Below are 25,934 nucleotides of genomic sequence, written 5' to 3'. Positions count from 1 at the left end.
CTTAAAAACTACCAGTTTGTAACGTTTTCCGCATCAAAAGCATAAGCTGTTGCGAGTATGCCTTGAGCTTGCAACAAATCGGCTTTGTAGCTGTCTACATTGTCACTGACTAATTCAGGAGCATCGCCAATAAGTTGATTAACTTGTTCATGCTGCGTTGGTGTTAATGGCGAGAACGGACTGAACTGCAAACTGATTGCAAAACCTTTTAGTTCTGACCAGTGCTTAGCCAAATCACTATAAGAAAATGAGTCTGTTGCAAATGCCGCATAATCGCCAAGTGTATCGTTTATGTAATGCACTACTGTTGCTGCGATGGCTTTTTCCCATGCTGCAACGGCAATGTCACGTTGGGCAATTAAATCAGCCATTTGTTGATCAGTTAGTTCAGTACCGGCGGTATCAGCAAGAAGTTTTCTGCCTATTAGGAAGGCATTCATAGCATCTGAGGTAAAGTCGGTTGGCGCTGCATTAGTCACAGTACCACGGTCACGTTTTGCAGCATTAGCCGCATGGCCAAAAATATACTCAGAAGTGAAATCAATCTCGTCATCACCATTTGTATCGTGCATGCCTTGATAATCGTCACGACCACCTTTTATGGAAATTTCGTCATCTGAATATTCCAAATAGTCACGTGCCGCACCAAAGTAGCCAAACCCTTCGTCAAACTGATGCTCTAAAGCACTGTAACTGCTACCAGCTTCAACAACGTGAGTTGACAACAAACCTTTACCATCAATGTTATTGTCTAAGTAATCATCAGTACCTTGTGAAAAGTTAACTGCACCAAGCAATATTTTTTGGATAAGCTGTTTGTAGTCTAAGCCATCGTCACTTAAATAAACTTTTGTAATGGTATCGCCAAAGGCGTCTGTACGAGCATTGCCATTGAAAAATTCTTCTTCTGCATTGTCTGCAATTAGATTAAATAGGCGAATAATTTCTTGTTCTGGCGTACGGGTTCCTTTGTCGCCAAATGCAACAAATTCTGTACTCCAATCTTTATGCTGACCAGTTGCGTCATTACCCGCAATTTTACCGCTTAAATCTTTTAAAGAAGAAGAAACGTCGGCTAAAATAGTTTGAACGGCACTTGGCGTCGTCGCAACGGTGAGTGGGTTTTGGCTTGTTTCCAATACATATTCGTCCGAAGTCATTTTGTAAAACGACATCAATTTAGCAATAACTTCGTCACGTGTGGTTAATACATTGTTATTTAGGTCAGTTGTTAGCTGGCTGTCGATGTAATTATTAAGTTCAAGGATCAATAGCTGACGAGCTACTTGGCCGGTATAAGAAACTCGTTCACCAAAGTCATATCTGTCTAAAACATCGTTCACATCAATAGTGAGGTCACTTGAAAACGAGTTTCCTTCGCTGTCTGTTGTTGTGACATTAACCGTTACTGTACTTTCAACTTCGTAATTTAATGCGATGTCAGAGGCAAGTGACAACTGAACGCCAGAAATTTCAAAACGGGCGTCATCGAGGGTGAAGGTATGCGTATCGTTAGAGTCAGAATCAACCGCCGTTAACTGGCCAATGACTGCGCCAACTTCGTTTTCGTCAACTGAAGTTGTCGCTAAATTTATACCGGTAGGTGCTGAGTTTTTATCATCGTCTGATGAACATGCAGTAATCGCCATGGTATTAGCCAAAATAGCGAGTGTTACTAAAGATTTTTTCAACATCTGAGTTGCTTCCAATTTTATCGTAATGAGAATCGTTATCAATCCGAACAGGTTAATCAAAAACTTAATGAGAATCAATCTCATTATCTAGATTGGGGCATTTATTTTTTTATATGTTGAAACTAAATTGTTATTTTCTTCTGCTTTTGCGGAGGGGGATTGTTAATTAAGTTTAAAAAGTGGAGTTTTGATGTCATGAGAAATTGTAATAACGGCAAATGTAAAACGGCAGGCACAGTTTAGCTGTAACATCCATTTAGTTCCGACTAACGAAAGAATTTAATTTGATGCAAACCTAAATAAAAATAAAATAAATCTGGCTCAAAAAAATGTAATGTTATATTATATCAATCCTGTTAAATAATAAGGTTTAGTGAAATGAGAGACATCGCTGGTGCATGGTTATCTTTTTTGTGTGTATTACACTGCATTTTGCCTGTGATCTTGTTATCTGGTGGCGTTAGTTTAGGTCTAAATTTTGTTGCTGAAGAAATGCATGAAACCTTAGCTACATACTGTTCTGCTATTACCTGTAATTGTTATCTTAGCTGTGAGTATTCCTAGAGCTTACCGTACTCATAAAAACCCGCAACCGGCTATGGTTGGTGTGGTTGGGATCTTAACCTTGATTTTTGGTGTCACTATTGGTGAACATGTTGAAACTTGGTTTACGGTTGTAGGTAGTATTTTAGTAATATCTTCTCATTTACTTAACCGTCAAAGTTTGAAACGTACTTCAATATCAATGGCACAATTAGCCCAATAAAAAATGTTTAGTGCATGAAGTGAAAACGCACTAAGTAAAAGTCTTATTTCGTACAACATTAACCTAGCTATCTCGTTTTTTAAGCTTTAATTAAAAAACTAATACGTCGTCCTTTATTTCCGGTAATACACTTAGTTCGGCATAAATTTTACTTTGCCATTTCAAACTTATCTCTTTTAATGTGCCATCTTGTTTTATCGATAAATAAGCGTTACGCCATTGGTTGAAAATTTCCGGATCCGATGACGCAGACATGACGATATAAACAGATGAAGTATTAAGTAGGTAGGTTGGCTTAACTATTTCAATGCCCTAGTCAATCGCCTGCAGGTTGGACAATATGCCAAGAGGTTCGTGAATAATAACCGGAACTCGGCCGCGCAATAACATTTGCAAATTTTGCGCATGGTGCGTGACAGACTGTAAGTTACTAAAACCTTTTCCAATTAACCACTCTTCTCTTATATCCCCTCTGACAACACCTATAGCATCTAGTTGTCGAAGTGCATTGATGTCTGAAATTTCTATTTGAGTGTCGGGCAAGCTATATACCTGCCAAGCCTTTTTCATGACTTTCCCGATCCATAAATATTGGTTCTGGCGAGATTTTGTTTTTGAAATACTGAACATTACGACGTTTTTGTCACTTTGCAGAATACTTAAACTGCGGGCTTCAGGTACAAATTCAATGGCAACAGCTTGTTGGTTTTCAGTCAGTAGATTAGATTGCGATTGTATGTTCAATTGCATAGCGTTGATGATCTCTGTGACATAGCCATCGGCTTGACCAGACGAGTTTAAATAGTTCGCAGGGGCTTCTTCAACGGTAATGATACGGACTCGTTGCACGGCAACAGAGCTTGATGCCCAAAGCGTAAGCGTCGCAAAAAAAGGATGAGTTTCATAACATTTCCCCAAGCCACTATGTTTTAAATATAGAAAAGGAAATGGAAATACGCCATTAGATTGGCGCGTAAATAATAGTGTTAATTTAACTTACTGTTAACCTGAGTTATGACTCGTTGCCAGTTGTCGCCGGCAGAGAAAGTAACCGTGCTAGTTTGTCCAGCATTTTCGACATTTACCGCATTCATCTGTTCTCGCCACAACTCAGTGAGTGCCAATTGTTTTATTTCAATCCATTTGAATTGTCTGGTGAGTTTATAATCTTGATAAATCCAAAAGTAACCAGCGTCGTTTTGAGAGCCGACAAAGTTCAGGGAATTGGCTGTTTTTTTCATCTCTAATCTGAAAGTTAGACATAATGTAATCGGCAAACTTCTGTTGGGTTTTTGGATCGTCAATAATATCAGATTTACCTTTAAATAATTCCTGAGCCGCTTCTTCTGCATCATGAAGTGAATAGCGGTGCATCACTTCCAAAAAGCCAGTCCGTTCATTAAATAATACAATACTAAAAGCAGACTTCAGTTTATGGGCCGCTGCAGAATTAGACAGGAGTAATACAATTAAAAAAGGGATTAATGTAAACCAGCGATATGTCATGAACGTTCCAAAAGTCAGAGAAAAATACGGGTTAGATGATCAAAATCAATGTAACTACAAATGCCCGATAATTATCGGGCATTTGTAATTAAAAACAATCGTTAATAACACATCTTTAAACACAGATTACTAACAATAGTTAAAACCAAAGGGGTTAATCGTCAGACGCATTGTCGTCAGATTTTTTCTCAGTTTTAAGTTCAGTTTTTATGTCTTGCATGATATCACGATACACTTTGCCATCGCGCTTTTTGCTTTTGTAAGCTTCAACACGTGATTTGATAAACTGTTGTGGGTAACGGTTGTTTGCTATATCAACGTCAGCCGTTTCCCAATGTGGATCAATTTGCACACTTGCCAGCTTCTTCGATTTATCCGTCACGATAAGCTTCTTAACGGCTTTTGGTGTGCGTCGCCAAATTTCGGCTGGAATATATTGTTGTTCAATTGAACCATCTTCAAACGTCAACTCAAGCAAGATAGGCATAACTAAGCCACCAAGGTTAGAGAAGTCGATAACATAATAGTTTTTATCTTCTGCTACAGCGCGTTCAAAAGTCGCTTTTTCCCAAGGTTTAAGTTCCTTCAACCATTTTTGATATTTGTTGCGTTCTTTATTTGTCACGGTAAATCGGTCGTTTTCGTCGTAAAAATCGGTCACGTCTTTGTTGGCGTCAACCCAAGTCGTTTTACCTTCTTGTTGATTACGTACTTCAAACAATGGTGTTGGCTTGTCATTTTCTATGTCGCGTAAACGAGCGTAATCAATATCTGGATTTTGAGTGTCTAAACGTAATTGGTATACGCTCTCAATTGCGATATCAACGTGGTCAGTTGTATAGAACCAACCATGCCAAAACCAATCTAAATCGACACCAGAAGCCTCTTCCATGGTTCTAAAAAGTCAGATGGAGTCGGGCGTTTAAACTTCCAACGTTGCGCGTATTCTTTAAATGCAAAGTCAAAAAGATCACGGCCTAAGATAACTTCACGAAGAATATTAAGTGCAGCCGCCGGTTTTGAGTAAGCATTTGGACCTAGTTTTAATACACTGTCTGATTGCGTCATGATTGGCACTTGCACATTGCCTTTCATGTAATCAGTGATATAACGAGGTTCAACACCCCATGGAATTGTAGGATCCCACTCACGACAAGCGATCGCATCTAAAAAGCTATTAAGACCTTCATCCATCCAAGTCCATTGGCGTTCGTCTGAGTTAACTGTCATTGGGAAATAAATATGACCGATTTCATGGATTACGACGCCAATTAGAAAGCGTTTTTCTGCCTGTGTATAAGTACGACTGCCATCTTTTTGCAAAGTCGTCCGTGGACCATTAAATGTGATCATTGGGTATTCCATGCCCCCAACCGGTCCATTTACTGATTGCGCTGTAGGGTATGGATAATCGAATGAATACTTTGAGTAGACTTCCATTGTATGAACAACGGCTTCAGTAGAATATTTCTCCCAAAGTTCGCCACCTTCTTTCGGGTAAAACGACATCGCCATGACTAATGGCTGGTCATCGCCACCTTGGTGGTAACCTTTAGCATCCCACATAAATTTACGTGAAGATGCCTAAGCAAAGTCTCGTACGTTTTCTGCTTCAAAGCGCCATGTTTTAGACTTTGACGTACCTTCTTTTTCGTTTTCAAGTGCTTCTTCTGCTGTAACAATAAATACAGGACGCTCAGCATTTTTCGCTTTCTCAAAACGTTTACGTTGAGTTTTAGTTAACACGTCTTTTGGATTATCAAGTTCGCCTGTCGCTGATACAATGTGGTCAGCTGGAACTGTGATTTCAACGTTGTAGTCGCCAAATTCTAGAGTAAATTCGCCACGGCCAATAAACTCTTTGTTGTGCCAACCTTCATAGTCACTAAATGCATGTAAACGTGGAAACCACTGCGCTAGCAAAAATATGTCATTGCCGCCTTTACGAGCGTCGTCTGGGAAGTGTTCGTAACCCGCTCGAGCAGATACAGCATCTTCTTCAACAATATTAAAACCAAAGTTCATCTTGATTGTTGTTGATTTACCCGGTTTTAATGGACGCTTAAGATCAACACGTAAGTTTGTGCCGACGACCGTCATCTTAAGCGGTTTGCCATCACTATCTGAAACTGACAATACGTCGTAACCTAATTCATGGTCGGTCAAAAATTGTTGACGACGCAATTCACCTAGGCTCAATTTAGCTGGCGTGTTTGCATCGCCGGCTGAAGTCGCTGGACCTCTGCGGCCAATTCCAGCAAATGACGTCCCCGCTTCGGCAATTGAATCCGCTTTGTATTTATTCTGTTCAAGTTGCAACCACAGATAGCGAAGGGTATACGGAGAGTTGTTTTGGTACTCAATCGTTTGTTTCGCGTCTAACCTGCGTTTGTCTTCATCAAGTTTAACTTTTATGTCGTAGTTGACTTGTTGTTGCCAATATTTTTCACCGGCTTCGCCAGTGGCTGCTCGATAAACATTTGGGGTCGGTAAGATTTCGTCTAATTGACGGAATTTGTCTTCGAAATCACCTTTGGTTTGTTTAACTGCAGATGCGAATGCATCTGTGCTTGTAATAATTGCCGTTGTTAATGCAAATGATATGCAAAGGACGTGGATCAATTTACTGCTACTACTAGTCATGTTACCTCTAGGTGGTTCAGTTTGGTTTCAGGGGCTTGATTTTGTACAAAATTTTAACAAACTGGAATGAGGATTAAAGGACTCTTAACGTGTTGGGTAGGTTGTTCATCGTGAATATGAACAGAAGGGAAAGTAAGGCTAGCTAGGTTGTATGTATTTTATACAGCTTTAACTCGCCTTGACTCTAGAGTTCAAAACTAGCGCATTTTCATATTTTGTAGCGCATAAATTTTACTCTCGTATTTTTCTTTATCGAGATAATCATCCGCTAACGAACGTGCGCGTTCTAAATAATAATTAGCTCGTTTATGCTCACCTAATTGCCAATAATTTTGTGCCAATCCAAATAAAAACTGATGCTCTTGATTATTTAGCTTTAACGCCTTTTTGAAATGACTGATAGAGGCACGATAATGCCCTTTGTCAAATGAAGTCTTAGCTAACATTGCGAAATAGTAAGGGTTTTTAGTTCGTACTTTTCGAATTTTGGCAAACAAGTCGTTAGCAAGTTCTTGACGACCCGTACTTTGATAAAGGTACGCTAGGCTCTCTTGTAGATTTAAATTGCTTTTATCGATACTAGATGCGTATTGCAATATGGTTTCAGTTTCAGCAATAAAGCCTTTACGAGTGTACAAACTCGCTAGATTACCCTAGGACTCTGTGATTGTGGGGGCCAAAATGGTTGCTTGTTTAAAGTAATGGTATGCTTTGTTTAATTCATTATTAACCAAAGCGTTAGCACCTTTGTTATTGTAAAAAGGGCGATAATGTCATTTTTATATAACCTTTTAGACGATCTTTTTGGACCATTTAACATTGGTAAGAAGTCGACGACATAAGTTGACTCATTTTTAAGTAGGATAGAATGAATGATCGGCTCTTTGATATGCAAATTTACATGGCCATTTAACATGCGGACACCATTGTTGTAAGTCCAGTTTTCCTGCACTTTGACATCCATGAACTTGGCTTCCATTCTTGCTTCTTGGGCTAAAACATAAGACAGAATTGTAAGTGACAAACAGTTGGCGGCTCCCTGTTCAAAGGCTTCTGAGGCAGTTAAGTCGGCATTGTGTACGTATCGAATATCTAGTTGATTGGGGTCAAAGAGATCTTGGATCATTCTTTTGGTTCTTGCTGGTATGTCACGAATTGGCTTGAGGCGTAGGTAGACGTAACGTTCCATCTGTTCAGTAATTTTGAAAATTTCCTGCTCAGTTTCCAGTGCCGGTGCCGCTCCAAATTCATGATCTAAATAGATATTTTTAGGGGCTTTTGCTTTAAATATAGGTGTGTGTGTTGCGCATCCATACATTAAAACACACGAAAAAATGAGTATGGCGTACTTTATATGGTTCATATATCACTCCCTAGTTTCCAAATGAGAAACAGTTAGCTACGCTGTAACAAACGTATAATTAAGTATTAGTCGGGAATGACCAAAATGGCAAAAGTTGTTGGGATAGGTGGCGTGTTTTTTAAGGCAAATGACACAGAAAATCTGAATCGTTGGTATCAGGAGGTTTTAGGTATAGAAATAGGCGAATATGGTGCGACGTTTGCGCCGGACAAAATCCCTAAAAATGCGTATACCGCGTTTTCATTATTTAAATCGACAACCGATTATTTTGATGTACCGGGTAAATCGCAACAGCAGGGGTTTTTAATTAATTTCTTAGTGGATGATTTATATGGCGTATTGGCTAATGTACAACAAAATGGTGGCACCTTAATTGGTGAACCTGAAGAGTTCGATTACGGCAAGTTTGGCTGGTTTGCAGACCCTGAAGGCAATAAAATTGAGTTGTGGCAAGCGATGTAAAGCAAATCGAACAATTTATGCAAATCGGTTTTCGCTTTTAAATATTGATTAATGCCGCAATAAATTTGAAATTTTAATGGTCTTTTCACCTTGTTTTAGTAGAATCGCTTCCTAATTTTTTGCGCTAACACGAAGAGACTATTATCAGCATGGTTACCATTGGGATTGATTACGGCACGTCTAACTCTGAAGTTGTATTATCTGACGGCAAGCACCACCAATTTGTTGAGCTTGATTCTGACTCAAAAACCCCTTTTAAAATTCGTTCTTCAGTTTTTATTTATTATGAAGACGATTTACCAATGCCTCCGGTTGAGGTGATTGAAGAAAAAGTTCAGCACATCAAACGTGGTATTTCAGCGCAGCTTGATAAAGCCAAAGACAAATATGAAGAAGCCACAACGCCTGCGGAGCAACGTCGCTATTTAACTCAAATTGACCAACTTCGTGGTGAATTCCATAATACCCCTAAGTTACAACGTCGCGCGATTAATGAGTTATTAAAACATCAATCAGTAGATGACTTGCCACTTTATAAAATGGTTGAAACCGGTACATTTCTATTCGGTGAAGCTGGCTTTAAACAGTATTTAAAAACACCTGAAAAAGGCCGTTTGATTTACTCACCTAAAAATTTCTTAGGAGCAAGTTTACTGTCAGGTCAACGAGATGCCTTTGTTGGTCTTATTGCCAAACAACTTGGTTTTTTAAAAGCAAGGCGGAAGCGCAACTGGGCAAGACGGTAGAGGGGGCTGTTGTTGGTCGTCCGGTAAAATACCACGGAACTCGTGGCGAAGATGGAAACCAGCAAGCCATTAGCATTATGCGAGATGCGGCTACCTTAGCCGGATTTAAAAAGATAGATTTCCTAGAAGAGCCTATTGCCGCGGCATACCGTATTGAACAGCAATTAACTGAAGAAAAAGTCGCGCTGGTGGTGGATATCGGTGGCGGTACAACGGATATTTGTTTAATTCGTTTAGGTACGCAACAGCAACATCAATATGACCGACAGCAGGATGTATTGTCAGTAACCGGCACTCGGTTAGGTGGGATGGAATGTGATAAAAACTTAATTTTAAAATCCATTGCTCCATCTATGGGGTTAGGCTCTGAAACCACAAATGGTATTCCAGTACCTCCTCTGTATTACAATGACATGGTTGCAGTAGACGACATTCCTCGTTTAAACAGCTTTTTCTCTGACGAGATGGGATTAGAAATCGCGCAAACGATGTCGGTAGCCAAAGAACCTGAGAAATTAGAGAAGTTGTTAACGGTGCAAGAAGAAAAGTTGTCGGCTCGTTTAGTTAACTCTTCGCGATTAGCAAAAGAGATGTTGTCGGCAAAACCACACATTGTATTGCCGCTTAAATATATCGATCCTCAATACCAGGTTGAATTAACTGAAGCAGATTTAAAACGTTCGATGATTGGTTGGATGGCGCGTGTAAAGTCATTGATCACAGAATGTTTGAAGAAAAGTCCTGAACAGCCAGAAATCCTGTTTATTACAGGGGGCATGAGTTTGTCGCCGGTAGTACAAGCTGAAATCAAAGCGATGTTTCCAAACTTGCCTGTTGTTGAAGCCGATGCGTTTAAATCGATTTCTGAAGGCTTAAGCATTCAAGCAACACGACTTTAACTTAATGTTTTTGGGCTGGCTAAGTATGTATTAGCCAGCTTTTATGTGTAATAACGTCTATGTTAGGAGCTGCGAGCTTCACTCTTTTTTCAATTTAAAGCGGCGCGATTTCACTGGCAATCAGTTGTAAGGTTCGATTTCCTCTAAACTCATTGATATCCAATTGATACACCACACGGACTTGTCGAATCGAGTTGTTAGGCCAAACGCCTAAGTCACAATTAAAATGAATGGCATCGATGACGATACCGGTCTCATTGGTTAAAACGAGTTTTAGATGTTTTGCACCAACAATTCGATGACTAATTACGTCAAATTTATCGTCAAATGTCGGCTCGGCAAACCCCTGACCCCAAGGTCCTGCTAGGTTAAGCTGTTGACTAAACTCTGTGGTAAAACAATCACTTGGCAATTCGCCATCAGTTAATGTCACCTGAGTCAACACTTCTTCAGATAGATGTTGGGTTAAAATTCGATTAAATTCAATTTTGAACGCTTCAAGGTTTTTAAGGGGTAAACTTAGACCAGCGGCCATAGCATGACCCCCAAACTTACCAATTAACCCCGGATTTTGAGTATTGACTTGGTCTAACACATCACGAATATGTATGCCTTGAATCGACCGCGCAGAACCCTTAATTTGTTGGTTTTCACCTTCACCATCACCTAATGCAAAAGCCACGGTAGGGCGGTAATACTTGTCTTTTACGCGCCCCGCGACAATACCTATCACACCTTGATGCCAATCTGGTGCAAAGACACAAATACCATTAGGCAAGTCACCGTCTTTAAGTTGCAGGGTATTCACAGCCGCTTCTGCCTCAATACGCATGCCTTGCTCAATTTCTTTACGTTCAGTATTCAAGCCGTTTAAGTCCTCGGCGATTTTTAATGCCTTAGCCGTAGTTTTCGGTTAACAAACAGCGTATGCCATAAGCCATATCGTCAAGGCGCCCCGCGGCATTAAGCCTTGGCCCAATAACAAAACCAAAATCTGTGGACTTAACTTGCGTCAGCTCTTTATTTGCAATTTGCAGCAGGGCTTTAATACTAGGGCGACATACCCCTTTTTTAATTCGAGCGAGTCCTTGATGAACTAAAATACGATTGTTGCTATCAAGAGGTACTACGTCGGCAACCGTACCTAACGCTACTAGGTCGATAAACTCTGCCATATTAGGCTCAGAGATATTCTGAGATGCAAACCAATCCTGTTGGCGTAAATGATGGCGAAGACCTAATAGTAAATAAAACGCGACGCCAACCCCGGCCAAATTTTTACTGGCAAACTCACAATCTGGTTGATTGGGATTAACAATAGCATCGGCATTAGGAAGCTGTTTACCCGGTAAGTGGTGGTCGGTAACCACCACTTTAACTCCAGCGGCCTTGGCGATTTCGATACCTTCTAAACACGAAATACCATTGTCCACCGTGATGATTACATCGGTACCATCATTGACCACCTCTGTTGCCAATTGCGGGCTTAAACCATAGCCGTAATCAAATCGATTAGGGACATTATACTTAACGTTTTGGAATCCAAGCTTGGCAAGACCAAGCATCATCAACGCTGTACTTGTCGCACCATCTGCGTCGAAGTCACCAACAATAGTAATTCGTTGTTGCTTTTTTAGTACATCAAACAATAGTTGGCAGGCGACATCTATGCCTTTCATTGACGAAACGGGTAGCAGTTGACCGGCACTGCGTTTGATATCGGCAATATCAGTAATACCGCGGCCGCGGTAAATGCGTTGAATGACTGGGTGTAATTGTTCGAGACCGACAGACGGAGCGTCAATGTCACGACGTTTGATATTTAACATGGGATCCTAAGTCACGCCGTTATTTGGCGTGACTGGTAAAAATTGTGTAACTTTAGTAATTAGTTGAGTTCTAAAATCTGTGCTAATTCGCTAGGCGGCTTGTAACCTAGGATCATAGTACCATCTTCAAACATAATGGCTGGAGTGCCGGTTACACCGGCAGCTTGGCCTAAATTATAGTGACCAGCGATAGGAGCGCTGCATAGCGCTTTAGCCACTTTTGAACCTGCCTTTGCGTCAGTCATGGCTTGCTTTTGGTCTTTAGAACACCAAACCGCACTGATATCTTCAAACGAACGGCTGTTCAGTCCACCTCGAGGAAACGCTAAATAATTAACGGTAATACCTAAATCATTATAATCGTCGATTTGGGCGTGTAACTTACGACAGTAACCACAGGTTGTATCGGTAAATACTGTGATTTGGGCTTTTTCGTTTTTCGCTGGAAATACGATCATCGAATCTTTAAATTCTTTCATGCCATCAATACGCAATGAACTTAGCGCGGTTTCTGTCAGGTTCGTCATGTTGTCGTCGGTATCAAATAATCGTCCGGCAATAAAAAATTGGGTATCTTCAGACATATAGAATACACCGCGGTTGGTATAAATTTGTTTTAAACCTTTTACGGGAGCATCTTCAATTTTTGAAGCAACTAAACCTAATTTCAACATTTTTGCCTGAATTTTGGCATCGACATTAGATGGTGCTGCTTGAACTGTATTGGCAACTAACAAGCTTATAGTAATAACACTGGTGACGATTAGAGACTTTAACAACTTCATTTTAATTCCTGTTATTCCGGTAATACCTATATGACCGGATAATCCGAAAATAGTTTCCGAACAATTATCCGCGAGGGTGATGGTCACGATGTAAGGATTTTAACCTTTCTTTTGCAACATGAGTATATATTTGTGTGGTTGATAAATCACTATGGCCTAGCAACATTTGCACAACTCTAAGGTCAGCGCCATGATTTAACAGGTGAGTTGCGAATGCATGACGTAAAGTATGGGGGATAGATGACCACGGATCCCAGCTCGGATGGCATACTCTTTAATTCGGTGCCAAAAGGTTTGTCGGGTCATTTGTTGCCCGCGCCGGGAGGGAAAACCACGTCAGAGGGGGTTGTTAGCAACTCTGGCCGGCCTTCTTTTAAATAGACAGCAAGCCATTCGGCGGCTATTTCTCCCATAGGCACTAAACGTTCTTTTTGACCTTTACCAATTACTCGAACCACATTTTGCATCAAGCTAATATTACCTAATTTTAATGACACTAATTCGGTAACGCGCAGGCCCGTCGCATAAAGTAATTCAAGCATGACCTTGTCTCTGAGTTCAATAGCGATGTCGTGTTGTTGGCAGTTAAGAAGGGACTCGACGTCTTGTTCGGACAAAACACTTGGTAAGGTTTGACCCAACTTTGGCGCTTGCGTCATCGCCGTTGGGTTAGTTGCGCGGGTTTTGGTGGCAACTAAAAATAGAAAAAATCGCTTAATTGCGCTTAGCGATCTGGCAGTAGAACGTGGTTTTAAGCCAAGGTCGGTTCGGTGTGCTAAATAAGACTCAATAGTAAATTCATCGCATTGCAATAAATCGGTATTTTGTGCCTCGATAAATTGATGAAATTTGAGCAGATCGGTTTTGTAAGCCGACAACGTATTGTCACTTAGGCCTTTTTCTAACCAAAGATGTTGCAAAAACAGATCGATTTCGTCTGGTAGCTGTTGGTTTTTATGATCCACAATAATGATTCGACTTCTTTGTTTAAAGGCATTTTGCTAGACTTGCCGGCAATTTCATAGCCTTTTTAAAGAGAAACGTAATGAAGATTGGCTTGTTCTATGGCTCAACAACTTGTTATACCGAAATGGCCGCAGAAAAAATACAACTAAAACTTAACGAATTGTTTGGTTTCGAGTTAGTTGATTTGTACAACATCAAAGACAACGGGTTTGATCACATCACAGAATATGACTTACTTATATTAGGCATATCGACGTGGGATTTTGGTGAGTTACAGGAAGATTGGGAAGCTAAGTGGCAAGATATTGAGACACTTGAGCTTAATAATAAAACGGTTGCACTGTTTGGCCTTGGCGACCAAGATGGTTATGCTGAGTGGTTCCAAGATGCACTCGGTATGTTACACGATGTTGTGGTAGCCTGGGCGCATCTCCCATTGGATATTGGCCAAACTCTGATGAGTATGACTTTATTGCGTCAAAAGCATTAACTGAAGACCAAAGTCATTTTGTTGGTTTAGCTCTTGATGATGAAGGGCAATACGATAAGTCTGAATTACGAATTAGCCAGTGGTGTGAACAACTGCTGACAGAACTCGCCTAATAGGAATAAAGGGATATGATAAATTTAGTTAACGTTAAAAATCTTACCAAGGTCGCAATGATGTGTGCGACTGTTGGCCTTGTGGGCTGCAATGCCGTTGGTTTAGGCGGTACAGCAAGCGAAGTGAAGTCTGCAGTCGCGCAGTTACCTGACAGCACTGAACAACTTGATAAGGCATTCGCACAATACAGTGAAGCTTTTATAGAGCGTTTCTGGCAATTAAATCCAACCTACGCAGTTTATGTCGGTTATTACAAATACGATGACAGCTTGCCGGTGCCAAACAAACTGAAAATGGCCAAAGAGCTGAACGTGTACCGAGCTGAATTAAAAGCACTTGAGCAATTTAATGTGGACAAATTGTCGCCACGTTACGCCAGTGATTATTACATTCTTAAAAACCAATTAGAGTCTTATATTTGGTGGTATGAGTCGTTAAAGGCTGATACTTGGGACCCATCTAATTATAACGTGGCCGGTGGTTTTGGCGTGATCTTAAATACCGATTACAAACCGTTGAATGACCGACTCAAAACCATTATCAAGCGCATGGAAAATATTCCTGCCTATTATGAAGCGGCGATTAATAACTTAACCTCACCAACAGTTACCCATACGGAGCTTGCCATTCAGCAAAATAAAGGGGCGTTGGGCTTATTTGAAGGCGCGATTAAAGACCAAGTTCATGGGTCGGAACTCAGTGCCCAGGACAAAGCTGATTTTGACTTAGCATTGCAAAAAACGACGACGGCGATTAATGGTTATATTCAGCATCTAGAGCAGTTGTTGCCGAAATTAAAAGCGGACCCAAAAACGCGTGACTTTCGTATTGGCAAAAAACTCTATGACAAAAAGTTTGAGTTAGACATCTTCTCAGGTTACACAGCCAAACAATTGTTTGATAAAGCGGTGTCTGAGAAATCTCGAGTTCACAAAGAAATGGCTAAAATTGCCGATACGCTTTGGCCCAAATATTTCCCTAATAAAACAGCACCTTCTGACTCACTAATTAAGATCAAAACCTTAATTGATCATATCTCAGTCAAACATGTTAAACGTGATGAATTTGTATCAAGTATTCGTGAGCAAATCCCAGAGCTAGAAGCTTTTGTGATGGAACATAACCTAATTACGATGGACAAAGACAAACCGCTTGTCGTACGTGAAACACCTAAGTATCAGCGTGGTTTTGCCGGAGCATCTATTAATGCACCTATGGGCCATATGACGCAGAAGCAAATACGTATTACAACGTAACACCACTGGATAACATGGACGATGAAGGCGCGGAAAGCTACTTACGTGAATACAATCACTGGTTGTTGCAAGTCTTAAATATTCACGAAGCTGTCCCATGGTCATTACACTCAGTTGGTTCATAGCAACAAGTCGAAAAGCCTAGTTAAAGCTATTTTTGGTAACGGCGCTATGGTTGAAGGTTGGGCAGTCTATACTGAACGCATGATGTTAGAAGAAGGGTACGGCGACTTTGAACCAGAACTTTGGTTGATGTACTACAAATGGAACTTACGCGTGATCATGAACTCAATTCTTGATTACAGCATTCAGGTGCTAGGCATAGACGAAAAGCAAGCAATGGACATGATGGTAAATCAAGCGTTCCAAGAACAGGCTGAAGCGCAGGGAAAATGGCGTAGAGCGACCTTGTCTCAGGTGCAGTTAACAAGCTATTTCACCGGGTATTCAGAAATTTACCAATTGCGCGAAGAATTGAAAGAAGCGACGGGCGACAAATTTAGCCTTGTTGATTTCCACAATCAATTTTTAAGTTATGGTAGTGCGCCGGTGCCAATTATTCGTAAATTGATGTTTGACGACTACGTAGCGTCGCATAAATAGCTTAAATGGGTAAATGTCAGGAGAGTGAATTGCTCTTCTGACAAACTCCCATTTAAATCAAACAAGTATGCAAAATAAATTGTTTTAAAATTAAGAGAGAGATAAATGGCACGTGCATCGGCTTATCATATTTTGGTGAAAACCAAAGAAGAAGCGATAAAAATTAAACAGCAATTAAACAACGGCGCTCATTTTCAAGAAATGGCAAAGAAGCATTCTATTTGTCCGTCGCGCAAAAAGGCGGTGACCTTGGCGAATTTGGTCAAGGCGATATGGTTAAAGCGTTTGACGATGTGGTTTTTAAAAAGTCTTTGTTAGAAGTGCACGGACCGGTCAAAACAAAGTTTGGCTTCCATTTGATCAAAACGGTTTATCGTAGTAAATAATTCGATAAGCCGTCACTTACCCAAGGCATCATACTGAAATCACTAAGTAAATTTAGAGTGGCATTAGACGTTAGAGCAACCTGAGCGAATTTGCATCAAGGTTAAAATTTGACATTCTGAGATGAACCGTTAGTCTCAATTACAGCAACCATATTGGAAGGAGTCTGCTGTAATGGCGCTGTTTATGACGACCAAATTAAAATTTATTATGCCGTTAAGCATAATATTATTACTTATCAGTTGCGGCGATAACTCAAGTAAATCTAACACCGAACCTGTTGTAAAGATCATCCCTGAGCCTGAATCTCCTATCAATGCGGCAAATGCGTCTCGCCTGCTAAACCAGCTCACATTTGGTGCCACGCTCGAAGATATAAACAACTTAGTTGAGATTAATCGTAAAGCTTGGTTAGAAGAACAGTTTGACCTTACGCCATCGTTGCATGTTCCTTTAATAGAGCCGTTTTCTGACCGCGAAGATTTTTGGCGAAAGTACCGGATGGCAGCATGGTTTGAACGAGCCATCTATGCCCCTGATCAGCTACGACAGCGTATGGCATTTGTTCTTAGTGAGATTTTTGTTATCTCAGAGTTTAACGATGTTTTAGGCAACGACCCCAAAGCGGTCGCTAATTATTATGACCTGCTCGTCACCCATGCTTTTGGTAATTACCGAGACCTATTAGAAGCCGTTACTTTGTCTCCTGCGATGGGCATTTATCTCAGCATGTTAGGTAATGAAAAACCTGATACTTCCCGCAATATTCGTCCTGATGAAAACTATGCCAGAGAAGTAATGCAATTATTTACGATTGGTTTGGTTGAGCTGGAAAATGACGGTAGCATCAAACTTGACGAAAATGGGGCGGCGATATCGACCTACGATCAGGCCACAATAAAAGGTTTTGCCCATGTATTTACTGGCTGGCATTACAATGGCACTACGGAAGATACTTGGTTTCGCTGGTGGGATAATCAAGATCTTTACGGCACTATGGTGCCGGTTCAGGCCTTTCATGACACTGCTGAAAAAGCGTTATTTAGCGGTGTTTTGTTACCCGCTAATCAAACCGCAGAACAAGATTTAAAAGCTGCACTAGATGCGCTGTTTAATCACCCAAATGTTGCGCCGTTTATTGCTAAACAACTGATCCAAAAATTTATTACCAGCAATCCAACACCTGCGTATGTTGAGCGAATTGCGAATGTTTTTATCGACAATGGCGCTGGCGAACGAGGTGACTTAAAAGCAGTTGTGAAAGCCCTTATTTTAGATGAGGAAGCGATCAACGGGCATATTAGTGCACCAGATACTTTCGGTAAAATGCGTGAACCTATTTTAAAGGCTACCCATTTATGGCGAGCGTTTAATCTAACAACCGACAATGAAATTATCGATATGGGATGGCCTGACTATTATTTTAATCAAGCGCCATTAGCATCGGCGTCAGTTTTTAATTTTTACCGTCCAGATTACAGCCCACCGTCCTTAAAAATGCTACGGGTTTAGTAGCCCCAGAGCTACAAATAGCAACTGAAACGGCAGTAACTCATACGTCGAACTTTGTCGCATGGCTTGGTATGTGGCACGCATTCAGTGGGGATTTTAGTGAAATAGAAGAAGATAAACGGCAACAGCTTTGGATTGATCTTACCGAATATGTCCCATTAGCTGAAAGTGATCCAAGGCAAATCATTGAGCAACTAAACCTAATTTTAACCGGCGACATATTAACGACCGACGCCATTGATCTACTGGTGGATTATTATGGTGAACTTGAATGGGCTCCAACCCATGAAAGGATCTCTAATATTATCTTTCTAATCATGTCTTCACCTCAATATTCGGTCATACGATAGGAGTTTCCATGGATCGTCGAGCATTACTAAAATCATTGCTGGCCGCGGGGTGGGGGCAACAACGTTTGGCGCAACCGCAGGGCAAATGAAGTTGCTCAATACGTTTGCTCAACAGCAACGTTTTGATGACTACAAAGCGTTAATCTGTGTGTTTTTATATGGTGGCAACGACTCTTACAATATGTTGGTGCCAACCGAGTCATCAGATTATGGTCGGTATTCGGTTGTAAGACAAAACCTTGCTGTACCTCAAGAATCACTTATTTCATTGAATACAACTTCGTCACTGCCCTATAGCTTGGGTGTTCCGGACTATATGACACCCATTGCTGATTTATTTCATAACCAGCAGCTCGCTTGGATCAACAATGTTGGGCCACTTGAAGCGCGCGTGAATAAGTCTGAAATTAAAGCTAAAACCGCATCTTTGCCACCGCAATTATTTTCCCATAACGACCAACAAAAGTTATGGGAGCGGGCCGACAACAACTTAACCGGTTTATCAGGTTGGGCGGGACGTATCGCTGACTTATTATCGGATGTCAATCCAGCAAGTCCAATCCCATTGAACATTTCCCTTGCGGGCAATAACGTATTGCAAACTGGAGAAACTAAACCTTCTTATGGCATTACCGCCGATGGCGCAGATATGTTTGGAGGTTTAGACCCAAGACATAATTGGAACGATAAACGCATAGCGGTATTCGACCAACTCATCGCCATGGACAAACATAAAATAGGTGGAGCCTATCGTGATATTGTCAATCGCGCACGTAGTAACGCATTGGTGATAAACCAAGGATTAGAGTCGATACCAAGATTAACGTCGACATTTAACGACAATCGATTTGAAGACGAACTGCACATGGTCACTAAGATGATCAGCGCCCGTGAAACTTTGTCGATGCAACGTCAGGTCTTTTTTGTAGGATTAGGAGGTTGGGATACCCACGACCGACAAAACGACGCTCACCCTGAACTTTTAGCACAATTATCTAACGGTTTAAATTCACTAAACAAAGCGCTTGTTGAATTGGGGGTTAACGATAACGTAACGACATTTACCATGTCTGAATTTGGACGGACCTTAACCAGTAATGGCGACGGAACTGACCACGGTTGGGGCGGGCATCAAATGGTTATGGGCGGAGCGGTCAATGGCGGCCAACTTTATGGCCAAATGCCATCACTGGAATTAAACAGCGAGGACGATTACGGCGATGGTCGAATTATTCCCACCACCGCAAGTGAGCAGTATTCTGCAACATTAGCTAAATGGTTTGGATTATCAGATGCCGAAATTGCCATGGTATTCCCACATCTGAGCCGGTTTGATTTGGCCGATCTCGGATTTATGGGGTGAGGATTCTACCCGACGCCGTTTTATGTCTAAACGGTGGTTATTTCGCTTTTTCAGAATCGAGAACATAAAAAACACCAATCAAACTGATTGGTGTTTTCTCAAAAACTTGTAGTAATTATTAAGCTTGTTTTTTAGATCGAAGCGATACTAAGCCAATCAAACCCATTGCGAAAATAGCAAGTGACGTCGGCTCTGGCACTGCGTTTATTTCAGCAGTAATGTTGTAACTATAATTACGAGCTAAGCCATTATAATAAGTGCTTGAACCGAAAGTTGGAGCATTTCCAACACCTTGACTTAAATTACCAGAATGATTATTACTACCACCGCCAGTTAAAAATACCGGGTCACCGCCGATATAAGGGATTACGCTACCAGCGCTAACGCCGTTAACGTCGGCATCTAGAAAACCAGAAGTGATAGTTTCACCTGCCGCTAAGCTAAATTGGCTCAAAGTAGTGGAGAAATCTAAACTTAGGTTACCTGTACTAAAATAATCAACACCTGAATATCGTGTATCACCAATAGCCATAATCGTAAAATCATTGGATGCTGCATTATTAATTTTTACAACAAAAGGTGTTACCTTACCACGGTTATTTCCAACAGTGAAATTAAAATTATTTAAAGTGACAAGTTCGTCAGCGCCTGAAGTATTTGTATAGGCATCATACTCATTGATAATCATTATGGACTGCCAAGAATCGACAACGCCGCCAGAAAGTGTATCACCTAGAGTGATAATTCCTGCATGACTAACACCAACAAAACAATTCGCAGAGAGGATTAGTCCGATTAAACTGGTTTTTAAAAATCTAAATTTCATTAGTAATTCCTATATAACCCAAATCTAAATCGATGGGTAATTCTAAAAAGTTAATATGTTTAAATCACGATTTATGCCAGTATGTAAAGTGTAATTATTTCAATTGGTTATGTTTTGTTTCGGATTAGAAAATAGATTTTTGTATAATAACCTGACACAGTTTTGATTATTATATAATCGTTATTTTTCCTAGCCTTTTTGGGCTGCATCAACGCCAGAAACTAAAATCTGGCCAACCGCTAGTGGGGGTTTTTAAATATCGCAATTTATTGTGCAGGTCTTGTGTGCGATTGGTGTGAAGTAGATTAATTTGGTACTAATAGACAAAGTGCGGTGGTTACGCGTTTGAAGCGGCTCACTTATCCACATTTAAGTGATTACGATATAGCTAACATCAGATGGAGATTGGTATGAAATTTTTAGTTTTCTTGGGGACGGTTCGTGATAGTACTCCTCCAAAGCCTGCACGTTTAGGGGTAAGAGTCACTGAGGCGATAATAGCGTGTCTTAAAAGCCGATATGAAGAACATGAAATTGAATTGGTCGATGCTTTGGATTACCCATTCGACACCGTTTTTAAGCCTCACTTTGCTTATCCTAAAAGTAAGGCGCCTACCGAACTCAATGACTTAGCGGCTAAAATAGAAGGTGCTGATGGGTATATTATGGTTAGCCCTGAATATAATCATTCAATGAGTCCTGCGCTTGCTAACCTTTTGAATCATTTTGGCAGCTCTTTGTTCTCCTATAAGCCGAGCGCAATTGTGACTTATTCTGCAGGGCAGTGGGGTGGCATGCGGGCTGCAATCGGAATGCGAGCTTACTTGTCTGAACTAGGCTGTTTACCAGTGTCAGCAATGATCCATGTACCAAAGGCTCAGGAGGTTTTTGATGATAATGGAATAGTGCACGATGGCGAAGATCAAAACTCCTGGTTTAATTATTTTGGACGAACACTCAACCAACTGGTTTGGTGGTCACAAGCCGCCCAAATTCAACGAGCAGAATTAGATCCCCATAAGTTTGTTCGTGATTTCAAATCGAGTCCTTCAGAGCGAAATGCGCCTTAACAACTTTTGACATGGTCAATTTCCTACAGGGTTTGAGTCAGTTAATTTGTCGCTGACTCAGCACTCGGTGGGGAGCCCAAAAATCACTTGGGCCGACTAATATTAGCAACTAAGTCATGTTGTTTTGTTCTGCATTTTAAGTATTGGAAGCGTAAGTTTGGTACAGTAAATCATCGCTTGCTTAGCATACTGAGAGGGTAGGAAATACGCCCTCATACGCTGCGTTTGAACCTCGTAATTACGAGCCTCATCCGGTATTATCTAAACCAATAGAATCCGCTTGAACTATGAGAACAAAGGTATGAAGTACTGTGCAATATTGTCGATGGACAGTTTGGAAGATTTTGAAGCGTATGATCATCTAATCGAACCCCATTTGTTAGCTCGTGGGTGGCAAACAAGTACAGTATCGTGGCGTAAAAAAACGTCGACTGGTCACAATATGATGTTGTATTAATTCGTACGCCTTGGGATTATCAAGAAGATGCAGACGCGTTTTTGGCGGTATTAACTGACATTGAACAATCAACCGCACGACTTGAAAACAGCTTTGAGATGGTTAAGTGGAATATCGACAAGATTTATCTGCAACAACTGGAACAGCAAGGTGTACCTCTAGTTCCAACCATTTGGCAGTCCCGGTTAGGCAATAATGCTATCAACCAAGCGCAATTAGACAGTTGGTTTAGTGAGTCAGGTTCTGAGCAAATGGTATTAAAACCACGAATAAGTGCAAATTCCGACAATACCTTTTGGCTTAAAAAGAGTGAAAGTTGTTACGACATTGAACAGCTAAATAGTGCATTCAGTGAACGTGATTTTATGATACAGCCTTTTGTTCCTGCCGTAATAGAAGAAGGTGAGTATTCACTATTTTATTTTAATGGTGAATACAGCCACGCGATTTTGAAAACGCCAAAAGATGAGGACTTTCGAGTACAGGAAGAACATGGCGGACGTTTAAAATTGATCACGCCAGAGGCTAAGTTAATCGCAAGTGCTGACCACTGCATGTTTGCCATAAAACAAACGCACGAAATGCCACTGTATGCGCGCCTTGATTTGATCAGGTTTAAAAATGATTTTGTCTTGATGGAAGCTGAGATGATTGAACCATCCCTATATTTTAATATGGACCCAGCTTCAGCGGAACGATTCGCTGAAGCATTTGTAACTCGGATGACGGCTCTTTTGAGCTAAATTGAATTAAGTTAAAAGGCGGCTATGCCTAAGTACAATTGGTAACTAAATACCAAATAAGTCTGGATGTGCAATTAGGTTTTAACTCAAAACTTTATGATTGGTTATTCTTTAGGGCGATTGCTTTTTTGCCCCATTTACGCCTAACGAGCTGAATTTTGGATGGATCTTTTTCCAGCTTTGGTATTGATTATGAACCCCTTTGGTTAAGCGTTGTGAGTAGCTTTCTAACAAGTCCACACCAACTAATATGGCAACCACTACAAACGACATTAAAATCGCGGCACCAAACGTACCTTTGGCTACTATTACGCCAATAGCGGCTAATACCCAAATGGTCGCGGCAGAGGTTACGCCAACTACAGCCCCATCTTTTGCCAACATGACACCGGCACCTAAAAAGCCAACGCCGGTAATAACTTGGCCAATAATACGAGAAGGATCAGACATCTCGACCGAAACGCTGTCTGCGGCGGCAACAAATATATAGGTACCTACGACGATGAGAGATGAGGTTCTTATGCCCACAGGTTTACCACGGTATTGGCGTTCAAAGCCAATCACAGTGCCACAAAGGACAGCCGTTAATACGGCAAGCCAGCTGTACGGTGATATATCGAAGATCTGTTCAGTTATCAAAATAAGCTTTTTAAAATTAGTGGGTAACGGAATAGGAAACTTTTTCCCAAATAAATTATGCGACGGTATTTAACTACGAAAGATAAAACTCATTTACGCTTTACGTTGCAATTGTAAATAAGGCGGTTGAATGAGAAACACTCGACACCGCCTGTATTCTAATATTGTCTAATTAACGACTTACTCGATCAATTATAGTTATCGTAATCATCATCAAACAGGTCACGTCGTTTTTTTGCTTCAATCTTTTTACGAGCGGCACTGTTGTGTAAACTGCGATAACGCTTTGACTTGTGATGCAATGACGAGTCAAACTCATCATTAAAATCTTCATTTTTCGACGACCAGGATATGTCACTATTGGTTTCGTTGGCTTGTCTAAAATTTCTACTCATTAAAGTTCTCTTAAAATAAACGTAAGTCATTTACGTACTGTAAATAATGAAGACTGTTTGTTAAAAACAAAAGCAATATATATTTATTCGTACGATTAAAATTGTTTGTCGATAGGTTATTTGGGTATAGCCCAAAGTTTATATTTGGTCAAAAAATCGTCGCTTTTATTTAATGTTCGACAATAAAAATTGATGCTTATAACAAAAAAAACAGTTGGATTATTGACCCCACATATGGAATTTTATACGCCTATTATTACTTGCAAATGACTAAGTTTGCATCGAAAAACAATTTTAATTTAAGAGTAAAAGTTAAAGATGACTACCGACAAATTAATGTCTACAACTGAGTTTTGCCACGACCGAGTTTCGGTATTTAATGTTGGAGACGAATTTTGTTCTGAAACCGAAATACAAGCGGTTAGCACCGAGCAACCACAAACACGTTTTCGTGACGCGGTGCGTGTTGTTGCTGATCAGGGCGAGTATTGGTTATTTGATTATGGCGTTGTTGTATTTTGGGGCATGGATGAAGAAGAGATTAAGCGTCTAGTCGCTAAATTTGTAAAACAGTCGGAATCTAACTTAGAAAAAATCGAAGAACACTATCTGTTTGGTTTCGCCAATGAAATAAAAATAAGCAAAGATTTTATTACCTTGCCTGACAATAATCCGTTATCACGTTTGGCGGTATCACATGCGTTGGCGCAGTCGATTAAGTTGGTAGAATTTGAGCAAAATGCGCAAAATACCATAGTGAATCATTCACATTTACCCGAAACGTTAGCGAAGTCGGGTAAAATCGCTTTGTCTCGTAAACACATCGCCAAAATTCGAGGCATGTTGTTCCGCACAAAAAGCGACATTATTTTGCACTATGGGTTGCTCGATACCCCTGAGTTCTTTTGGGAATACCCAGAGTATGAGCATATATATAATGCGCTCGCTAAATACATGGATATTCATCCGCGAGTTGAATTGTTATCTAAAAAGCTCGAAACCATTCATGAATTGTTTGAAATGTTAGCCGATGAGCAAAAACATCAACATTCGTCGTTTTTGGAGTGGATTATTATCATATTAATCGCTATTGAGATTGTGATCTATTTTGTTGAATTAGCAGCGTAATTTGCCCCTAAAGCGACTTTGATTTTTTGGAATAGTACCAGAAAACAAAGTCGTTTTTTTGTTTCTAGGCCTTGTTTAACCTTAACGGCATTGAGCCTATTCGCTATTGAAATGTCCTATAAAAACTAGCAACTTCCACCCCTGACTAAAAGTTTTCGCTGTCTAAATCGTTGAACTAAGAAACTCACGCTTTACCCGTATAAACGTCATCTCATCACGTCATCTTAAGCTGAATATTTGATTGTTAAAAAATATTCAAATTCCCTTGCTTTAAATCTAAATGATAACTATTCTCATTTGTGTTGGGTTGATTTTGATATGTGAGGCATTGATCTCAGCATTCAAGCTCAATGCGGTGGCCACTAACTGGTTTTTAGTATTAAGTCTGCGGACGGTGGCTCGATGAAATTTGTTAAATAATGGATATTGTAATCAGATGCTAAATAAATTTTTATGTGCACCTCATCGTCAGGAACTTACGGATAAACCAGAAAAAGCGAAAGCCTATTGCTGGAAGGGGTTGGAGACAGGTCAAAACTTGTCGGCTTTTGGTCATAAACGTGACGCACTTGCTCACTTTGGCTGTGCTTTCGAAACAGCTGAGATTGTAATGAGCAGTAGGGTAATGCCAGCCCTCGATGCAATTGGAATATTTAATGCGACATCTTGTGCATTTATAGCTTGTTTAAAAGAATTAGGTTATCACGAACAGTCTCAAGCGGTTTTAAATATGTGTATTGACCGACTGTTTGCTGAATCATTGGCTTTTCCCAGATTGACGCCCACTATTCAAACCTTAGTTATTTCATTACAGGACTTTTCACTGCGAAATCGTCGGAGCAGAGAGCAGGTAAGAAAAGAAATTGGTTTTGACTATGATAATTTAAATTACAGTTTTCCTGTTCAAGCTACTGCGACAAAGTTATTTCACTAAAAGAGGCCCTA

At 40.5% G+C, this 25,934-nt stretch carries 22 protein-coding genes and 7 pseudogenes; 15 read left to right on the top strand and 14 right to left on the bottom strand.

The window, feature by feature from the left end; all coding sequences use genetic code 11:
- Positions 1-8: 8 nt before the first annotated feature.
- Positions 9-1,709, bottom strand: coding sequence for a DUF4856 domain-containing protein (locus PN838_RS09205; protein ID WP_272180463.1), 1,701 nt, complete (start codon positions 1,707-1,709; stop codon positions 9-11).
- A 363-nt stretch (positions 1,710-2,072) separates the two neighbouring features.
- Here PN838_RS09205 and PN838_RS27165 point away from each other — a divergent pair, with 363 nt between their 5' ends.
- Together PN838_RS27165 and PN838_RS09200 are read left to right on the top strand one after the other, a co-directional pair.
- The gene (locus tag PN838_RS27165; protein ID WP_370661015.1) at positions 2,073-2,258 is read left to right on the top strand and encodes a MerC family mercury resistance protein; all 186 of its coding nucleotides are present in this window, start codon (positions 2,073-2,075) and stop codon (positions 2,256-2,258) included.
- A complete protein-coding gene (locus tag PN838_RS09200) occupies positions 2,245-2,460 on the top strand; it encodes a MerC domain-containing protein (protein ID WP_441295802.1) in 216 nt (71 codons plus the stop codon). The genes PN838_RS27165 and PN838_RS09200 overlap by 14 nt, the downstream gene beginning before the upstream one ends.
- Before the next feature lie 90 nt (positions 2,461-2,550).
- Here the strand turns inward: PN838_RS09200 and PN838_RS09195 are convergent, their stop codons facing one another.
- The 7 genes and pseudogenes from PN838_RS09195 to PN838_RS09170 all read right to left on the bottom strand — a co-directional run bounded on the left by PN838_RS09195 (position 2,551) and on the right by PN838_RS09170 (position 7,972).
- Positions 2,551-2,715: a hypothetical protein gene (locus tag PN838_RS09195; RefSeq protein ID WP_272180462.1), complete on the bottom strand. Its 165-nt coding sequence runs from the start codon at positions 2,713-2,715 to the stop codon at positions 2,551-2,553.
- Positions 2,716-2,772: 57 nt separating this feature from the next.
- Positions 2,773-3,309, bottom strand: coding sequence for a substrate-binding periplasmic protein (locus tag PN838_RS09190; protein WP_272180461.1), 537 nt, complete (start codon positions 3,307-3,309; stop codon positions 2,773-2,775).
- A 137-nt stretch (positions 3,310-3,446) separates the two neighbouring features.
- The gene (locus PN838_RS27160) at positions 3,447-3,701 is read right to left on the bottom strand and encodes a DUF6702 family protein (protein ID WP_370661014.1); all 255 of its coding nucleotides are present in this window, start codon (positions 3,699-3,701) and stop codon (positions 3,447-3,449) included.
- Entirely contained in the window at positions 3,622-3,966 is a 345-nt protein-coding gene (locus PN838_RS09185) for a DUF6702 family protein (RefSeq protein WP_272180460.1), read from the bottom strand. Before PN838_RS09185 ends, PN838_RS27160 begins: the two co-directional genes overlap by 80 nt.
- Before the next feature lie 154 nt (positions 3,967-4,120).
- Positions 4,121-6,609, bottom strand: a pseudogene (locus PN838_RS09180) (M1 family metallopeptidase).
- 197 nt (positions 6,610-6,806) lie between these two features.
- Positions 6,807-7,247, bottom strand: coding sequence for a tetratricopeptide repeat protein (locus tag PN838_RS09175; RefSeq protein WP_272180459.1), 441 nt, complete (start codon positions 7,245-7,247; stop codon positions 6,807-6,809).
- A gap of 77 nt (positions 7,248-7,324) precedes the next feature.
- Positions 7,325-7,972, bottom strand: a complete 648-nt coding sequence (locus tag PN838_RS09170; protein WP_272180458.1) for a hypothetical protein — start codon at positions 7,970-7,972, stop codon at positions 7,325-7,327.
- 84 nt (positions 7,973-8,056) lie between these two features.
- Between PN838_RS09170 and PN838_RS09165 the strand changes: the two genes are divergently transcribed.
- The gene (locus PN838_RS09165) at positions 8,057-8,434 is read left to right on the top strand and encodes a VOC family protein (RefSeq protein WP_272180457.1); all 378 of its coding nucleotides are present in this window, start codon (positions 8,057-8,059) and stop codon (positions 8,432-8,434) included.
- A gap of 149 nt (positions 8,435-8,583) precedes the next feature.
- A pseudogene (locus PN838_RS09160) lies at positions 8,584-10,079 on the top strand (Hsp70 family protein).
- A 94-nt stretch (positions 10,080-10,173) separates the two neighbouring features.
- On the opposite strand, the pseudogene recJ reads toward PN838_RS09160, so the two are convergent.
- The 3 genes and pseudogenes from recJ to xerD all read right to left on the bottom strand — a co-directional run bounded on the left by recJ (position 10,174) and on the right by xerD (position 13,664).
- Positions 10,174-11,908: pseudogene (gene recJ, locus PN838_RS09155) on the bottom strand (single-stranded-DNA-specific exonuclease RecJ).
- A gap of 59 nt (positions 11,909-11,967) precedes the next feature.
- Positions 11,968-12,693, bottom strand: a complete 726-nt coding sequence (gene dsbC, locus PN838_RS09150) for a bifunctional protein-disulfide isomerase/oxidoreductase DsbC (RefSeq protein WP_272180456.1) — start codon at positions 12,691-12,693, stop codon at positions 11,968-11,970.
- Positions 12,694-12,757: 64 nt separating this feature from the next.
- Positions 12,758-13,664: pseudogene (gene xerD / locus PN838_RS09145) on the bottom strand (site-specific tyrosine recombinase XerD).
- Between the two features lie 74 nt (positions 13,665-13,738).
- Here xerD and fldB point away from each other — a divergent pair.
- The 6 genes and pseudogenes from fldB to PN838_RS09115 all read left to right on the top strand — a co-directional run bounded on the left by fldB (position 13,739) and on the right by PN838_RS09115 (position 19,731).
- Positions 13,739-14,262 (top strand): annotated as a pseudogene (gene fldB, locus PN838_RS09140) (flavodoxin FldB).
- A gap of 15 nt (positions 14,263-14,277) precedes the next feature.
- Positions 14,278-16,122 (top strand): annotated as a pseudogene (locus PN838_RS09135) (DUF885 domain-containing protein).
- Between the two features lie 105 nt (positions 16,123-16,227).
- A pseudogene (locus tag PN838_RS09130) lies at positions 16,228-16,508 on the top strand (peptidylprolyl isomerase).
- A gap of 184 nt (positions 16,509-16,692) precedes the next feature.
- Positions 16,693-18,018 (top strand): DUF1800 domain-containing protein, encoded by a 1,326-nt coding sequence (locus PN838_RS09125; protein ID WP_272180455.1) that lies wholly within the window; start codon positions 16,693-16,695, stop codon positions 18,016-18,018.
- A gap of 71 nt (positions 18,019-18,089) precedes the next feature.
- Positions 18,090-18,368 carry a hypothetical protein gene (locus PN838_RS09120; protein ID WP_272180454.1) on the top strand — a complete coding sequence of 93 codons (279 nt, stop codon included), beginning with the start codon at positions 18,090-18,092 and terminating at the stop codon, positions 18,366-18,368.
- Positions 18,369-18,417: 49 nt separating this feature from the next.
- The gene (locus PN838_RS09115; RefSeq protein ID WP_272180453.1) at positions 18,418-19,731 is read left to right on the top strand and encodes a DUF1501 domain-containing protein; all 1,314 of its coding nucleotides are present in this window, start codon (positions 18,418-18,420) and stop codon (positions 19,729-19,731) included.
- Between the two features lie 118 nt (positions 19,732-19,849).
- On the opposite strand, the gene PN838_RS09110 is transcribed toward PN838_RS09115, so the two are convergent.
- Positions 19,850-20,557 (bottom strand): PEP-CTERM sorting domain-containing protein, encoded by a 708-nt coding sequence (locus tag PN838_RS09110; protein WP_272180452.1) that lies wholly within the window; start codon positions 20,555-20,557, stop codon positions 19,850-19,852.
- A gap of 410 nt (positions 20,558-20,967) precedes the next feature.
- Between PN838_RS09110 and PN838_RS09105 the strand changes: the two genes are divergently transcribed.
- The 3 genes from PN838_RS09105 (at position 20,968) to PN838_RS09095 (ending at position 22,827) form a co-directional block, all read left to right on the top strand.
- Positions 20,968-21,627: an NADPH-dependent FMN reductase gene (locus PN838_RS09105; RefSeq protein ID WP_272180451.1), complete on the top strand. Its 660-nt coding sequence runs from the start codon at positions 20,968-20,970 to the stop codon at positions 21,625-21,627.
- A gap of 301 nt (positions 21,628-21,928) precedes the next feature.
- Positions 21,929-22,084: a hypothetical protein gene (locus PN838_RS09100; RefSeq protein ID WP_272180450.1), complete on the top strand. Its 156-nt coding sequence runs from the start codon at positions 21,929-21,931 to the stop codon at positions 22,082-22,084.
- Positions 22,085-22,125: 41 nt separating this feature from the next.
- Positions 22,126-22,827 (top strand): ATP-grasp domain-containing protein, encoded by a 702-nt coding sequence (locus tag PN838_RS09095; RefSeq protein ID WP_272180449.1) that lies wholly within the window; start codon positions 22,126-22,128, stop codon positions 22,825-22,827.
- A 111-nt stretch (positions 22,828-22,938) separates the two neighbouring features.
- On the opposite strand, the gene PN838_RS09090 is transcribed toward PN838_RS09095, so the two are convergent.
- Both PN838_RS09090 and PN838_RS09085 read right to left on the bottom strand, forming a co-directional pair.
- Positions 22,939-23,469 (bottom strand): MgtC/SapB family protein, encoded by a 531-nt coding sequence (locus PN838_RS09090; RefSeq protein WP_272182552.1) that lies wholly within the window; start codon positions 23,467-23,469, stop codon positions 22,939-22,941.
- Positions 23,470-23,654: 185 nt separating this feature from the next.
- Entirely contained in the window at positions 23,655-23,861 is a 207-nt protein-coding gene (locus PN838_RS09085; RefSeq protein ID WP_272180448.1) for a hypothetical protein, read from the bottom strand.
- 318 nt (positions 23,862-24,179) lie between these two features.
- Here PN838_RS09085 and PN838_RS09080 point away from each other — a divergent pair, with 318 nt between their 5' ends.
- Both PN838_RS09080 and PN838_RS09075 read left to right on the top strand, forming a co-directional pair.
- A complete protein-coding gene (locus PN838_RS09080; protein WP_252736620.1) occupies positions 24,180-24,989 on the top strand; it encodes an RMD1 family protein in 810 nt (269 codons plus the stop codon).
- A gap of 436 nt (positions 24,990-25,425) precedes the next feature.
- Positions 25,426-25,923: a hypothetical protein gene (locus PN838_RS09075; protein WP_272180447.1), complete on the top strand. Its 498-nt coding sequence runs from the start codon at positions 25,426-25,428 to the stop codon at positions 25,921-25,923.
- Positions 25,924-25,934: the final 11 nt, after the last annotated feature.

It is taken from the genome of Psychrosphaera algicola (assembly GCF_028401425.1).
In the GTDB taxonomy this organism is placed as follows: domain Bacteria; phylum Pseudomonadota; class Gammaproteobacteria; order Enterobacterales; family Alteromonadaceae; genus Psychrosphaera; species Psychrosphaera algicola.
The sequence above is the reverse complement of the archived record's forward strand: the minus strand, read 5'-3'. Positions and strand labels throughout refer to the sequence as shown.